The organism is Undibacterium sp., from assembly GCF_030683615.1.
GTDB lineage: Bacteria > Pseudomonadota > Gammaproteobacteria > Burkholderiales > Burkholderiaceae_D > Undibacterium > Undibacterium umbellatum.
Map to the genome: position 1 here is coordinate 13,630 of NZ_JAUXQE010000035.1, position 15,113 is coordinate 28,742.

13 protein-coding genes are annotated in these 15,113 nt (G+C 52.6%); 2 read left to right on the plus strand and 11 right to left on the minus strand.

Annotated elements, in window-relative coordinates; genetic code table 11:
• Positions 1–6: 6 nt before the first annotated feature.
• Together Q8K39_RS17355 and Q8K39_RS17360 are read right to left on the minus strand one after the other, a co-directional pair.
• Entirely contained in the window at positions 7–882 is an 876-nt protein-coding gene (locus Q8K39_RS17355; protein WP_305262150.1) for an SDR family oxidoreductase, read from the minus strand.
• Positions 879–2,369 (minus strand): NAD(P)/FAD-dependent oxidoreductase, encoded by a 1,491-nt coding sequence (locus tag Q8K39_RS17360; RefSeq protein WP_305262151.1) that lies wholly within the window; start codon positions 2,367–2,369, stop codon positions 879–881. The genes Q8K39_RS17355 and Q8K39_RS17360 overlap by 4 nt, the downstream gene beginning before the upstream one ends.
• A gap of 199 nt (positions 2,370–2,568) precedes the next feature.
• Here Q8K39_RS17360 and Q8K39_RS17365 point away from each other — a divergent pair, with 199 nt between their 5' ends.
• A complete protein-coding gene (locus Q8K39_RS17365) occupies positions 2,569–2,775 on the plus strand; it encodes a hypothetical protein (RefSeq protein ID WP_305262153.1) in 207 nt (68 codons plus the stop codon).
• A gap of 17 nt (positions 2,776–2,792) precedes the next feature.
• Here the strand turns inward: Q8K39_RS17365 and Q8K39_RS17370 are convergent, their stop codons facing one another.
• From Q8K39_RS17370 to Q8K39_RS17410, 9 genes are all read right to left on the minus strand, one after another.
• Positions 2,793–3,689, minus strand: a complete 897-nt coding sequence (locus Q8K39_RS17370) for an alpha/beta hydrolase (RefSeq protein ID WP_305262155.1) — start codon at positions 3,687–3,689, stop codon at positions 2,793–2,795.
• A gap of 21 nt (positions 3,690–3,710) precedes the next feature.
• Positions 3,711–5,078: a DUF1254 domain-containing protein gene (locus Q8K39_RS17375; protein ID WP_305262157.1), complete on the minus strand. Its 1,368-nt coding sequence runs from the start codon at positions 5,076–5,078 to the stop codon at positions 3,711–3,713.
• A 27-nt stretch (positions 5,079–5,105) separates the two neighbouring features.
• Positions 5,106–6,521, minus strand: a complete 1,416-nt coding sequence (locus Q8K39_RS17380; protein WP_305262159.1) for a coniferyl aldehyde dehydrogenase — start codon at positions 6,519–6,521, stop codon at positions 5,106–5,108.
• A gap of 8 nt (positions 6,522–6,529) precedes the next feature.
• Entirely contained in the window at positions 6,530–7,588 is a 1,059-nt protein-coding gene (locus Q8K39_RS17385; protein ID WP_305262161.1) for a formylglycine-generating enzyme family protein, read from the minus strand.
• Positions 7,585–8,733, minus strand: a complete 1,149-nt coding sequence (locus tag Q8K39_RS17390; protein WP_305262163.1) for a glutathione S-transferase family protein — start codon at positions 8,731–8,733, stop codon at positions 7,585–7,587. The genes Q8K39_RS17385 and Q8K39_RS17390 overlap by 4 nt, the downstream gene beginning before the upstream one ends.
• Positions 8,734–9,418: 685 nt before the next feature.
• Positions 9,419–11,080, minus strand: coding sequence for a sulfatase-like hydrolase/transferase (locus Q8K39_RS17395; protein ID WP_305262165.1), 1,662 nt, complete (start codon positions 11,078–11,080; stop codon positions 9,419–9,421).
• 56 nt (positions 11,081–11,136) lie between these two features.
• Positions 11,137–11,952: a metal-dependent hydrolase gene (locus Q8K39_RS17400; protein ID WP_305262167.1), complete on the minus strand. Its 816-nt coding sequence runs from the start codon at positions 11,950–11,952 to the stop codon at positions 11,137–11,139.
• Between the two features lie 9 nt (positions 11,953–11,961).
• The gene (locus Q8K39_RS17405; protein WP_305262503.1) at positions 11,962–13,632 is read right to left on the minus strand and encodes an AMP-binding protein; all 1,671 of its coding nucleotides are present in this window, start codon (positions 13,630–13,632) and stop codon (positions 11,962–11,964) included.
• Positions 13,633–13,723: 91 nt separating this feature from the next.
• Complete coding sequence (locus Q8K39_RS17410) at positions 13,724–14,140, minus strand: hypothetical protein (protein ID WP_305262169.1); 417 nt, start codon at positions 14,138–14,140, stop codon at positions 13,724–13,726.
• Between the two features lie 282 nt (positions 14,141–14,422).
• Between Q8K39_RS17410 and pgeF the strand changes: the two genes are divergently transcribed.
• Complete coding sequence (gene pgeF / locus Q8K39_RS17415) at positions 14,423–15,112, plus strand: peptidoglycan editing factor PgeF (RefSeq protein WP_305262171.1); 690 nt, start codon at positions 14,423–14,425, stop codon at positions 15,110–15,112.
• Position 15,113: the final 1 nt, after the last annotated feature.

Below are 15,113 nucleotides of genomic sequence, written 5' to 3' on the forward strand. Positions count from 1 at the left end.
ATCTTTTTAGGAATGTTTGCGCTGTCTGCGCAACAATCCAGCAAACCAGGTTGATGCCCTGGAGGGAAATAGACGGTAGAAAAAATCACCGATTCTCGCATCAGTGCCTATCAGTAAACGTGTCTTGCGCTTTCTGACTGCACTCAAGATAGCGATTGCTGCTTGTTCAGGGCTGGTGCGGGCGATGCGCTTGAATTGTTTGTTCAGGCTTTCTGCATTTGCCGCCATGGCGGTGATATTGCCCAGCCTTGCCTGTTCAACCAGGCGAGTACGTATGCCTCCTGGGTGTACGCATAGTACATGGATGCCATATTTGCTGCCAGTTTCGTCTTTACGACTCACCCGCAATTCTTCGCGCAAGCTGTCAGAAAATGCCCTGACTGCTGCCTTGCTGGCATTGTAGAAGGACTGAGTAGGCAGCGATAACATGGCGAAGATGCTGGAGATGTTAACGATGACGGCGTCAGGCCTGGCGTGCATGTGTGGCGCGAAGGCCCGGCAGCCGTGAACGACGCCCCAGAAATTGATATCCATCAGCCAGTGTGCATCTGCCAGCTTGCCACTTAGTACGGGGGCAACCAGGGCCACGCCTGCATTATTGAAGAGGACATCGGCACCACCGAACTCTTGCAAGGCTGTGGCAGCCAGGGTTTGCAAGTCTGCCTCGCTGGCGACATCGCAGCTTTGCGTGAGCACGCGCTGGTTTGTTCCTGCGTTCTTGAATTGCCCAGTCAATGCTGCTGCAAGGTTGTTAAGGCGCTGCAGGTCTATATCTGCCAGCAAGAGGTCTGCGCCTGCTTCGGCGCAGGCATGCGCCAGCGCTTCGCCTATGCCGGATGCCGCACCGGTGATCACCACAAGTTTTTTGTGTAGGGATTTCATATTGTTTTGCCTATGTTGGGCAGGGCATGAAATTCTGCCCAGTCAAATTGCCTGAGGCGACGGCGGAACAGGAAAGTAAAGTCTGGCCACAGGGTACGGTTACTGCCATCTGCGGCCAGATACCAGCTGTGGCAACCACCGCTATTCCAGACACTGCCGACAAGTTTGCCTTGCACAGCCTGGTTGTAGTTGTTCTGCACCTCAGCCCTGACATCAAATGCCCTCGCCTTTTTTTTGTCGAGTGCGCGCAGGGCCGCCAGCACGAAATTGATTTGCGACTCTATCATATAAACTTGGGAATTATGTCCCAGCCCAGTGTTTGGGCCCGTCATGATGAACAGGTTGGGGAAGCCATGCACTACCGTACCCAGGTGAGCCTGCGGCCCTTGTGCCCAACTTTGGTTGAGATCTACGCCATCGCGCCCTGTAATGTCGAATGGTGCGCCGGCATCTGCCACCTGAAAGCCAGTGGCAGCGATCAGCACATCCAGTTGATGAACGCTGCCATCGGCGCAGATGACACCGTTGGTCGTCGCCCGTGTCACGCCATGTGGGATCAGTTGCACATTCGGTTTTTGCAAGGCGGGGTAAAAATCATCCGACAATAAAATGCGCTTGCAGCCTATGGTGTAATTGGGCGTCAGTTTTTTGCGCAAGGACTCATCCCTGACGCGATGTCGCAGATAACTTTCTACCTGTTTCTGCGCCCGGCGCAGCAGCCATTGCGCGCGGGTGAAGGCATACATGCGCGATTCCAGTTTGATGTAAGTCAGCTTGCGGCTCAGTTGCTGGCGCCAAGGTTGGGCGTGATAGCTGCGGCGCCTGGCTTCCGAAACAGCCTCATCATTGCGCGGGATGATCCAGGCTGGCGTGCGCTGAAATAACGTCAGGCTGCCGCATTGCGCGGCAATTGCAGGAACGATCTGTATGGCGCTGGCTCCAGTGCCGATGACACCAACGCGCTTGCCACGCAAGTCCACATCATGCCGCCAGCGGGCAGAATGAAACAGCTCACCATGGAAGGCATCGAGGTTTTTTATTTTTGGCATTTGCGGACGGCTCAGGCCACCGGTGCCTGCCGCCAGAGTTCGGGCTCGCATTTCTTCGCCACTTGCCAGTTGCACCAGCCAGTGGCCCTGATCTTCCAGCCATTTGGCGCTGACTACTCTGGCATTAAATTGCATGCCATGCCGCACGCCACCCTGATCGGCGCAGCGCTGCATATAAGCGGCAATTTCTGCCTGCGGCGGATAGAGACGCGTCCAGTCTGGATTTGGCATGAAGGAAAACGAATACAGGTTGGACGGGATATCACAGGCCGCACCAGGATAATGGTTGTCACGCCAGGTGCCGCCCAGGGTTTCTGCCTGTTCCACTAAATGCCAGTCGTATCCTGCTTTTTGCATGGTGATTGCCAGGCCAAGACCTGAGAAGCCACTGCCGACGATGAGGATATCGAAAACTTTGTTTGTGCTTGCGCTTGTCATTGGCTGGCCTTGCTGTAGATGGGTTCGCGGACTGTTAAATTTGAATCTGACGTTAACAGTACACTAGTGTATTGAAAAAAACTACTGCCCCAGACGATAAATTTATTTGTGGGCCTTTTCGTGGTGGAATAGAAAAGAAAAGTACAGATCAACCTGTGGCTATAATGCTGCTTCGATGTTTGCCAGAGGCAGATTTTTTATGACAGCTGCAAAGGTGCTTGGACAGTTCGTCCGCGTCGGTAGTGATGTTGGTGTTATCGTTGGCTACTATGGCATGCCTGATGTGCCTGAAGATCACTATGCCATTTGGTATGGTCAATTGGCCGCAGATGGCGTTACGCCTTCAGCGCGTACCGTGCCTGTGGAATATTGTGTGCTCGTGGATAAGCATGAGTTCTATCATTAAGTTGCTAGGACTTGAATTTACCCTTTGCTCTGCTCTTTTATGAACCCGGCGGCCTGCCGCAGACTGATCCTTGCTTCTGGCAAATTCACCATCGTCGGCCATACATGGGGCAAGTTGCTCTCTAATATCAGAGTGCTGCTGACACCTGCATTGAGAGCAGCCTGATGCAGGCGGGTGGCGTCATCCAGTAAGACTTCATGACGGCTGGCAAAAATTTGTAGCGGCGGCAATCCTTGCAAGTCAGCATACAGGGGTGAGGCCAGTTCATTTTTTGCTGGTGTGCCCTGCAAATATAGTGCTGCTGCCTTGGGCAGACTATCAGGCGAGAACATGACGTCGGCATTGGCTTGGGTTTGCATGCTGGCCCCTTCACAAGCCAGGTCTACCCAAGGTGAAAACAGAACTGCTGCTGCAGGCATGGGCAGGCCAGCCTTGCGTGCAGCCAGCAGGCAGGCCATGGCAAGCCCACCACCAGCGGAATCACCGGCGACAATAATCTTGTTGGCGAGCGAGGTTTTCAATAACTCCTGGTACCAGGCCAGGGCATCTTCGACTGCCGCCGGATAAGCGTGCTCAGGTGCCAGACGGTAATCAACAGAGCAAACTTTAGCCCTTGCTACTCGGCTCAGATAGGCACAGACAGGTTTGTGGCTCTCTATGCTACAAAAGAAATAACCGCCACCATGAAAATACAAGATCGTTCTATCGCTTTGTGCAGCCTGAAACCAGGCAGCTGCGCACAGGCCAGCACTGGCTGTCACAGAGGTAAATGTAATATCGGCCGGTAAGTGGCTTTGGTAGCGCAGCATGCGAGTGATCTTCTCTCTGGTCTTTGCTACGTCAATCGCTGCACCAGGCTTGGGTTTGAAGCGATAACGCAAGTAAATATTGGTGAGAAAGGAGGACAGACTCATAAGTATGTTTGCTGGAAAATTTTAATCAAGTCGCTCGATTGCTGGCATATGCCAGCGACCTTCAAGTGCTGCTGCCTTGGGCCAGTATAGTCTGGCGTTCAGTGCAAAACCCTGCCCCAGCTTGACTGGTAGCCAGTTGGCTTGCCATTTGTCTGGCGGTGCAGAGGCTTGGATGTAGAGATCAAGTGAGCCATCTTCATTCATGACCAGTGCATCGCGGCTGCCTATGGCATGGCGCTGCATGATGTTTTCGATGAGGAAATCATCAGTGCCATAAGCAGTGACAGACCAGAATGCCTTCGCTGGTGGCAGTTGATCTGGTGGGAAATGCAACCTGTAGCGCTTGCTGCCATCCAGCGGTTGGCCTTGCACATCGACACTGGCGCTCGGGTAAATGGCATCGGCAGGCAGGTTGGCTCCCAGCCCTATCATTGCTACCACAGCACGGATGTTATAGTCAGTTCCATAATTGCCAAGAATGGCTGGTGGCGTCACCCAGCCATTGACAGCATCACGTGGCTTTTTCAATTCTTGTGCGATCTTCCTGTCAGCCAGCCATCTGCCCAGGGCGATGCAGTTTTTTTCCAGCCATGACCAGTCTGGTGCTGCGCCGGGAACGATGCCTATGCGGCGCATTTTTTCCAGCATGGGTGCATCCGCTGCAACTGGAGGGTTGTCTTGCATGAGCTTGCTCAGATGGCTAAAGAAATGCCTCACATCCATTTGCCGCATTTGAACGATGGGCGGCAGAGATTTTTCCGGCTGGGGTCGCCAGATGGGGGCTGCTTCAGGTTTATTTTCCTGCCAGTCAGCCAGGCTGCGAAATTGCAGGCCATCCTGTAACTTGTGGACGACAGCAAAGTCTTCCGCGCCATTGGTCTGGGTACGGCCAATGAGCCAGACAATTCGAGTCGGCGCACGCAGGGCTTGCATGCCGGACGGCACTTCGCCCTGCCAGTTTGCCGGAACCAAAAGATATTTGCCGCCAGAATTGCCAGTGACGCGGCTGCCAGGCGCGGCAAAGACATTGGTCCATGCATCCATGAAGGGCATGACTTCATAGCGTTGCTTGTTGGCAGGCATCTCAAATACCCAGGGTCCTTGCTGCATGTCGATGAAGGCTGTAGTGTAGAGTGTATCGACATTGGGTCGCACCACATCCCTGAAGTTGGCGTCCGGGAATTGCCGGACACGCCGCAAATGATTTTCCGGGCCTATGCTTTGAACCGTAGTCTGGCGCGTCAACTCCATCATCACCAGTGGATAGCCAAACACATAAGTTTCTGCTCCACCCTTGATATAGTCAAGTTTTGCGTATAGCAAGGCGGCAGTGGCGAGCAGGAAAGCGAGAATAATCCAGCCTGCCTGCTTCAGTCTTTTCAAGTACATGGGCGCAGTATCAGTGGTGTTTAAGTGTCAGCGTGTGAACATGCTCAGCATTTTCGCCACCAGCTTGCCATAAGGTGGATAGGCAAAGCCCATGACATTCCAGTTTGATTGTATGAAAATGGGTTTGAGTTTGCTAAAGCTATTGAAACCCGCCTCCCCATGATAGGCACCCTGGCCACTGGGGCCGACCCCACCAAAAGCAAGTTGTGGCTGGCCCACATGCAAGAGGCAGTCATTGATGCAGACCCCGCCAGAGATAGTCTGGCGCAATACCTGGTCCCTGTGGGTATGATCATTGCCAAACCAGTAGACAGCCAGTGGCCGCGCACGCTGGTTAATGTAATTGATTGCTTCATCAAAATGCCGGTACGTCATGACGGGCAGGATGGGACCAAAAATTTCTTCCTTCATCAGGCGCATTTCGGCCGTCACGCCTGTGACGATGACGGGTGCCATCTTCTTCAATGCCGGGTCAAATTGTTCTGCAGCCGGATTGATCACATGCAGCCTGGCACCGTGCTGTGCTGCGTCTGCCAGCAAGTCTTGCAGGCGTTGCCACTGGCGGGCGTTGATAATGCTGGTATAGTCTTTATTGTCTGCCAGACGCGGATAGAGGCTTTGCATGGCTGCGCTTATGGCGGCGACTATGCTGGTTTCCTGTTCTTGCGGCACCAGCAGATAGTCAGGGGCAACACAGGTTTGTCCGGCATTGATGAGTTTACCCCAGGCAATGCGTCTGGCCGCAATGTTAATATCGGCATCAGCATCGATGATGGCCGGAGATTTGCCACCCAGTTCGAGCGTAACGGGTGTCAGGTTTTTTGCCGCTGCCTGCGAGACGATGCGGCCTACCTCCGTCGAACCAGTAAACACCAGATGATCAAAGGGAAGGCTGCTGAAACTGGCGGCCACGCTGGCGTCACCCTGCACTACGGTTAGTACGGATGGATCAAAATACTCTGCCACCAGTTTAGCCAGCAGGTCAGAAAGGCGCGGACATAATTCAGATGGCTTGAGCATGACGCGGTTACCTGCGGCAAGTGCATCCAGTGCCGGGCCCATGCACAAATCAAAAGGATAGTTCCAGGGGCTGAGTATGCCTATCACGCCCAAGGGTTGCGGCAAGACGCGGTTCTTGCCAAACAAGTGTTGCGGGCTGCTGGATAAGCGTCTTTGCTTCATCCAGCGTGGTAAATGTTTTTTGCAGTACTTGATTTTTTCTTCCAGCGTTGCCAGTTCCAGTAAGAAGGTTTCATTGACAGAGCGATTGCCAAAATCAGCTGAAATAGCGGCAGCAATTTCCAGCGCATGTTTGCGCGCCATGGCCAGCAGTTTGTTCAGTCTGTCCAGGCGAGTCGCAAGACTTGGCATTGATTCTTGCGCAAAGGCGGCACGCTGCATGGTCAGCAGGATTTGCAAGTCTTCTATGGCGGTTTGTTTCATGGTTACCTCTATCGACTGGTTGGCGGTGCTGCCAGCAAGATGGTACGAAAACCAAGATGGCTGGCAGCCAGATCATCCTCTTGTTCATGCCTGGCACCAGTGCGGTAGCGTACACAGTAATTGGGCGCGCACAGGAAAGAGCCGCCCTTGATGACATGGCTGGCTGCTGCTACATTGCGCTTGGCAAGTTGGTCTGGTGAGTGCGGGGCTGAATTCAGGGATGAATGATTGGGGGTGAATGTATCAGCCGTCATTTCCCACACATTCCCCAGCATGTCATGCAAGCCATAGGCATTCGGCGCATAACAGGCGACTGGTGCCAGGCCGATGAAGCCGTCTTCGCCAGAATTCTGTACCGGGAACAGACCTTGCCAGGTATTGGCATTCTTGGGTTGCTCATGATCCATACCTGCCTTGACCTGGCCGCCGCGTGCAGCCCATTCCCACTGCGCTTCGCCAGGTAAGGTATGGCCTTTCCATTTTGCATAGGCCTGCGCATCTTCGTACGCGATTGCAACCACCGGAAAGGCTTCCTTGCCTTTTATCGTTGTCTCTGGTCCGCCTGGATGACGCCAGTTGGCACCAGGAATATAACGCCACCATTGGCTGGGCGGGCCATTCACATCGGCATCCCTGGGCATGACAAAGACCACCGCACCGGGTTTGCGCATCTCCTCTGGCAAACCGGGGTGCAGGCGCTCATCGACAGGGCGCTCGGCAACCGTTACATAGCCTGTAGCTTTGACAAAGGCAGCATATTCAGCGTTGCTGACCTCTGTTTTGTCCATCCAGAAACCTTCAACGGCCACTTCCTGAACTGGCTTTTCTTCCGGGTATTTGCTGTCACCCATGTCAAAGCGGCCAGCGGGTATCCAGACCATGCCAGGGTGGGGCGTTGTACCTGCATCTGCTGGTAATGCGCATTCTCTGGGTGTCGCAACTGTTGCCTGGAGCTTGCCTGTAGAGGTACTTTCACCAATAGCTGGCTTTCTGAAAAAAAACAAAGCCAATACTGCGATAAGAATAATCGCTGCGATCAAGATGTATGCCTGCCTGGTTTTACTCATGCCTGACCTTGTGCTGTTTTTAGTATTGTCGAATTCTGCACTAGCCCGGATTCTAATGCCACACGCAAGCCGATGCGGCGCAGGCGTGGTATTTCCAGCGCCAGCAAGTCGGCACCACCCACTGACTGCAACCATAGCTTGACTTTCATCTGGTCCGTTGCATTCATCTCTGCCAGCACATCCAGACAACGTTGCACCATCCACAAAGTATAAGGTAAGGCGACCCGCGAAAATTGCTGATTACCCATGGGTATGCAAATTTCATCCAGCCTGCGTGGTAATGCTTTGCCTGCCGGTATTTTCGCTTGTACGGCTTTGAGCTGCTCATTAATGGCCGCCACCATGGGGATAAATTCTGCACAGATGGCTTTGAAAATCGGGACAAGGGTAGGTGCAATTTTATCCTCTGCGAGCAGACTGCCGCTCGCAATTTTGCCAGTAGACATTCTGTCTATCCAGGCACGCAGATGTGGCCGTGGTGCTACCAGTGCACGCGCAGGCCAGGGATCACGCCCCAGATGCCCATACATGGTGCCCACCAGGCCAAAGTCGCCGATTGTCGGGGCATCACCAAACAAGTATGCATGTCTGGAGAAATGCTGCTCCAGCAAATCCAGCATGTTAATGGTCCACTCATTCATCATCTTGTGCTGCTCAGGCCGAACGCCAACGGCATGCAACATGCCGCGTAACTTGTTGGCGACAAAGGCGACAGCACGCTTTTTTAATAAACGCGGGAAGTGTGGCAGGAGTGCGTTGCCTGCTTCGCGTTCAAACAGGGCATAGTTTTCTGGATAATTCCAGCGCGTGTGCATGGCAATGGGCACCCACCATTCATCCCCCCAGGCTTCCATAAGGTAAGATGCGAATTTTTGTACCGGGCTATGTGGTATGACAGGTGCTTGTGGAAAGAGCGCTTCGAGATAGTCGATCATGACACTGGAATCTTGTAACCATGCCTCGTCCGGTGTCACCAGCAGGGGCATCACGACTTCACCAGTTTTGCTTTTGCCCGTCCTGGTCAGTGTCCAGAAATTGACCTGATGATAGACGTAGGGGATTTTCTTGTAATTCAGATAGCACATCACTTTGCCGGTGAAGTAGGACAGGTGCCAGCCATGCAGTTCGTAGGGTTTGGATGTCATTGGCTTGGTGTTTGCTTAAAGTGATGGTGGGTGGTTTTTGTTAACAGTACATATGTGTATTGAATGTGTCAATCGGGTTTTTGTATTTACGGTTTTTGAGAGCGATATTTTTTCGGAATGCTCAATTCCGGAAGCTTTAGAATTAATTCGATTCTCTTGTCCTGGCTGACAGACTCTTAATGTAAGAGCAACAATGTTAACGTCATTCCAGCATGTTTTTAGCGGGAATCCAGCGGCTTTCGTGGCATATCGTGAAGGTATGAAATTCTGAGTCGTGGTGCTTTGGACGATTTGATTTTCAAATGCCTGTACGCGCCAATAACGATTGCCGGCCGGTGGTAGACCGGCGGCTACCCACCTTTTTGTCTCGCCAAAAAAGGTGGGCCAAAAAGGCGACCCAGGCATAGCCGCCCCTTCGGGGTTCCCGTTTGTGCAGCACAAAAAATGGGAAATGCCCGAAACTCGCTACGCTCAAACAACGGGCATTTCTAATCCATTTTCTGTACCGCACAAACGGCGTCTACACATGGGAAATGCTAACGTCAAAAACAACGGCACCCCCCAAGTCAAACCCAGTAGCAACGGCAATGCGACTTTCAGTGCCCTTGTTTGCCGAGTCAGTTATGAAAAAAAGCGAACAGCTTGCGCTATTCGCTTCAAAAGACCTTATCGCTAAGGCCCGCTTTCAATTTGCCCAGTAGGTGTACTCGTCGTTCTTGTCACGCGCCTGGTCCAGGGTTTTGTCTATGTAGATAGGGGCTGCGACCAGGGAGGGCCATAGCGATGCAGGCATGCTGGCGTGGTGGTTTTGCAGCATGAGTTTTAGCTCACGCAATTTTTCTGGTTGCAGGGTCGCCAGGTTGACTTTTTCTGTGGGGTCGGCTTGCAGGTTGAATAGCCAGTCTTTTTTAGGTAGTTCTGATGAAATCAGTTTCCAGCCCTGGTGGAGCACGGCGCGGTAGTCGCCGTCGCGCCAGTACAGGGGGCGCTGGGCTTGTGTGGCAGGCTGGCCGCCCAGGAAGGGCAGGAGGTTGACACCATCCACAGTGCGGGTTGAAGGTAGTGCAGCACCCGTGGCGGCAGCGATGGTGGGTAGCATGTCGATATTGGAAATCGCTTGTGCATAGCGCTGACCGGGGGCGATGTGGCCTGGCCATTTTGCCATATAGGGCACGCGCAGTCCGCCCTGGAAATGGGTCAATTTCCATCCGCGGTAGGGGCGGTTGACTTCTGGCAGGCCTAGATAACCGGGGGCGCCATTGTCACTGGAAAAAATAACCAGGGTATTTTCATCCAGGCCTTGTTCGCGCAGGGTTTGCAGTATCCTGCCTACGCTGCGGTCTACCGAGCGCACCATGGCAGCATAGACACGCTGGCGGTGGTCCTTGATGCCGCTCAGGGCATCATAATCTGCCTTGCTGGCTTGCAGCGGGGTGTGTACACCCCAGTGTGCCAGGTACATGAAGAAAGGGCGGTTCTTATTCTTCTTGATGGCAGCGACGGCTTCATCGGTAAAGTAATCCGTCAGGTACTTGTTTGGCTCAAACCATTTGCCGCCGTTATAGCTCACGCCAAAGCGCATGTTGGGCCACAGGAATTTATCGATGGGATCAAAATCCTGCTTGGAATTGACCACGTCAGCACTGTCTTGCGGCAGGTAGAGCCCGCTTTCCATGAACAGGCTTTCATCAAAGCCCTGATTGTTTGGCCGCATGTCTTTGGTGCTGCCAAGGTGCCATTTCCCGATGTGGATATTGTGGTAACCGCGCTGCTTCAGGATTTCAGCGACGGTGACTTCAGACGCAGGCATGCCCAGGTCATCAAAGTCTTTCATCTCCCGAATTCTTTCACTATTCAGGAGGGTGGGATGCAGTTGGTCTGCCTCTGTATTGAGCTTTGCCACTACTCTGGCCATAGCACCAGGCAGGGGTGTGAACTCTACTCCAAAGCGCCAGGGGTAACGACCAGTCATCAAGGCAGCGCGTGATACCGTGCAGACGGCGGCACCAGAATAACCTTCGACAAAATTGACGCCATCACGGGCTATAGAATCAATATTCGGGGTTGCCGCCCCTAACTTGGTATAGCCGCCACCATTGGTGCTGACATCATTGATGCCCAGGTCATCTGCCAGGATGATGATCACATTGGGCAAGCGTGGGCTAGTACCGACCGGCTGGGCAGGACCATCCATCCACTGCACTGGCCTGTAAGATTCACGCGGATGTTTTATATCGGTGTACCATCCTAGCGAATAGCGTAAGACGTTGATGCGATTGAGATACAGCGTGCCAGCAGCGACGGCGATAATGCCCAATGTCACCAGAGTTACGGATTTTAATTTCATACCTGTTTTTGTAGTAGTGTTTTATGCAGAGCTTGCTCGCTATTACTTCGACGCTTTCAGCCAACCACGGCAAATTGCCCCGCATTATCCGCCAGCCATTGCCGCGATAGGCTGGCATCATGCTGGTCTGGATGAAAATCTGCCGCCAGATAGTCGCGCCAGGCCTGGCGATTGGCGCTGATGATGCCATCCTTGCCAAACAGGAAGCGACAGGCACTGCGCCAGGTAGAAAGCTTGAACAGCGCACCATCATGCCAGAGATTGCGCATGGTCTGGTACAGCACATCCGTCATGAAGATCATGGTGATATAGCGAAACACCTTGATGCGCCTGGGATAGTCACCGCCTGCAGCCTGGTAGATATCATAGGCGGTGCAGCGATGTTCAGATTCTTCCGCACTATGCCATAGCCACATGGTTTTCAATCTGTCTTCACTGCCTTGCAAGGCAAATGGATGACGCAGCATCCAGTTGGCAAGGATGGCGGTGAAATGCTCGGTCGCCGCCGTAGCTGCCAGATGCAGACGCACATCGAGGTGGGCATTCTTTTCCAGACGTCGCAGTGCCCGCTTTTCTATGATGTTGGGGAAGCCAAGCTTATCCAGGTGGGCATTGAACAAGCTGTGGATACGTCTATGGGTTGCCTCCTGGCCGATGAAGCCGCGCACCTCCTGTTCATACTTTGCACGTGCAGCATCAGGCAAGGTCTTTAAACCCGCCCGTACCGAGTCGATGAAGTATTGTTCGCCCACAGGAAAGCTCATCGACAGGGCATTGAAGAACGCTGAGCGAAAGGCATCGCCACCATTCCAGCGAGCAGGGATGGGCGCTGTCAGATCAATCAGTAAACGGCGGACGATAAGTTCAGTCATGGCTTTTCCTTAGTCCAGGTTGCGCAATTCACGGCGCAATATCTTGCCCACATTGCTCTTGGGCAGTTCGTCGACAAAGCGTATTTCCTTGGGGATTTTATAACCTGTCAGATGCAGGCGACAGTGGGCAAGCAAGCTCGCTTCACTCAAGGCAGGGTTCTTTTTGACGACAAAAATCTTCACGACTTCACCCGCATGCGCATCTGTCTTAGCGACGGCAGCCACTTCCATGACGTCGGCATGCATCATGACGACTTCTTCGATTTCATTGGGGTAGACATTGAACCCGGACACCAGGATCATGTCCTTCATTCTGTCGACGATTTTCAGAAAACCCCGTTCATCCATGATGGCGACATCGCCAGTACGCAGGTAGCCATCGGCAGTCATGACCTTGGCAGTTTCTTCCGGGCGCTGCCAATATCCCTGCATGACTTGCGGGCCAAGCACGCATAGTTCGCCAGCTTCACCTGGTGGCACATCCTCGCCGCTGGCATTGCGTATTGATACATAGGTCGAGGGCAATGGCAGACCTATACTGCCGCTGTATTCTTTCATGTCCAGCGGGTTGACTGTCACCGTAGGCGAGCATTCTGTCAGGCCATAGCCTTCCACCAGCGGTGAGTTAGTCACTTGCTGCCAGCGTTCTGCCACCGGCCTTTGCACGGCTGCACCGCCGCCTATGGCAAAGCGCAACTGGCTGAAATCCACCTTGGCAAATTCAGGGTCATTCAACAAACCATTGAACAAGGTATTTACCGCAGGTAAAGAGACAAAGGGATACTTCGCCAGTATCTTGACAAACTCAGGTATCTTGCGTGGATCAGCCACCAGCACATTGGTGCCACCCAGGCCAACAAAGCTCAGGCAAGAGCCCAAGGCAAAGATATGGTAAAGCGGTATCGCTGTGATGCTGATGATCTCTTGCGACTTATCCATGAAAGGCGCGCTCCACAACTCGCCTTGCTTGGCGTTGGCGAGTATGTTCAAGTGACTGAGCATCGCTCCCTTGGAGACCCCCGTTGTGCCACCTGTATATTGCAGGAAGGCCAGGTCGTTGGGTGCTACCTTGACACTGCGATAGTCGGTAACCTTGCCCTGTTTCAGCACGTTCAAAAAACTGGCATGCCCAGGCAGTTTATAGGGCGGCACCATTTTCTTGACCTTGCGTATCAGGAAATTACCCAGCATGCGCTTCACAGGCGGCATCATGTCGGCCAGTCCCGTGACGATGACATGTTTGACACTGGTGTTGGCAATCACTTTTTCCAGTGTATGGGCATACAGTTCAACTACGATCATGGCGACCGCACCGCTATCCTTCAACTGATGCTCAAGTTCGCGCGGCGTGTACATGGGGTTGACATTCACCACCACATAACCAGCCCGCAAGAGACCAAACAGGCACACAGGATATTGCAGCACATTCGGCATCATCAGGGCCACCCGTGCACCCTTGGGCAAATCAAGCTGGTTCTGAAAATAACTGGCCAACTGCCGCGACATCAGATCGAGTTCGTCATAGGTGTAGCTGACACCACTGCTGCCACTGATAAAGGCCCGGCGCTTGCCATAGGTCTTGACGGCTTGTTCAAAGTACTCGCCTATCGATGTCAACGCCGCCACATCAATATCCGCCGGCACCCCGGCACTATAGCTGCGCGTCCAGATTCTCTCCATCATCAGCAGTCTCCATATCGGTTTTGTTTTCAATACAGTAGTGTATTGAAAACTGGATGTCAATGGAAAATGTGGTTAGTGGAAACTGTAGCTACACTGAGTTCACTAAATTATTTTGTTGTGGATCAAAGATTTTCACATCATGAATTTCTTTTAAGAAATCTATGATGTAGATAATTTGATTAGTATGTTCACGCCTTTCGTCATCGCCAAAAACAATACGAATCCTTTTGCTAATAGTCGAAAGAGCAGGCGTTGCTGTTGCGCCTAAAAGTTTTTGTATTTCAATTGAATCAGCCACCACATTTTCTCCTTCTTCATAACAGACCCTAACCAGCCACATGTTCCAATGCAATACCAAGGTCTTCGTGTGGGCAAAGGGCAATTGCTCGAACTCTATGGAGAATCCTTCTTCCTGGCGAAAATAATTTTTCAAATCTACAGCCAATGATTCATTTGAAAAGCTTGGCGCTTCATTGCCGAGCAATGCGTAGAGTGAGAAAGCCATATGATTATTCGTCTATATTTATTAGTGTTAATTGAAAATAGAATGCATGCTTGCAAGACCATCGAATGATGATCTGCTCGCGTTTTCTTGTACTGCTCGCTCATAGAGCAAGAAAAAGAAGTGGCTGCCAGGATACTGCTGGAATGCAATCTTGGACCAGATATGTCAGAAATTAAAGACAGTCATGTTCATTAGACCCAGGCAACTAATGTCCACGCTATCGAACACTCTCAACAAAAACTCGTTAAAATCTTGCTCTCAACGAACTTACCGGAGTCAGTTTTGCAACTCAGCCATCATAGCCAACACCAAAGCAAGGTTCTTTCCAACATCCCTGGCATACGTCATGGCTTTGGTAATGCACGCGACTTTGTCCCGGCCAGCCTGAGTGGGCATTGGGACACCGTACCTAACAAGCTGCAGGTACATGGTATCCGCGTGGTGGAAGTGACAGAGCAATCCCAGCAGTGCGGTGATGCCGATGCTTTTTTCACGCGCCTGCCGGGCATACCCGTGACCGTGATCACTGCTGATTGCGTACCTGTCTTGCTAGCCAGGCGAGATGGCAAAATGATTGCCGCTGCCCATGCAGGCTGGCGTGGCATCGTCGGTGGTGTGGTTCAAACCTTGTGGCAGGAGTTGGCCGCACAGGGCGAGCAGCCGCAAGACTGGGTGGCGGCCATCGGTGCGCATATAGGTCCATGCTGTTTTGAAGTCAGCGAAGAACTGGCGGCGGATTTTGTGCGGCAATTTCCTGATCTCGATGCCAGCGCCATCAACCCGCGTTACCGTTACGTTGACCTGAATGTATTGGCCAGACATGCCTTGCAGCAAATCGGTATTACCGAGATTGACCATGCCGTGCCTTGCACCATGTGTAGCAAGACTGGGGAAGGTAAACATGTCTATCGTAGTTATCGTCGTGGTGACCGTAATTCTTTTCAGCATTCAGGGCTGTTGATTTTGCCTTGAT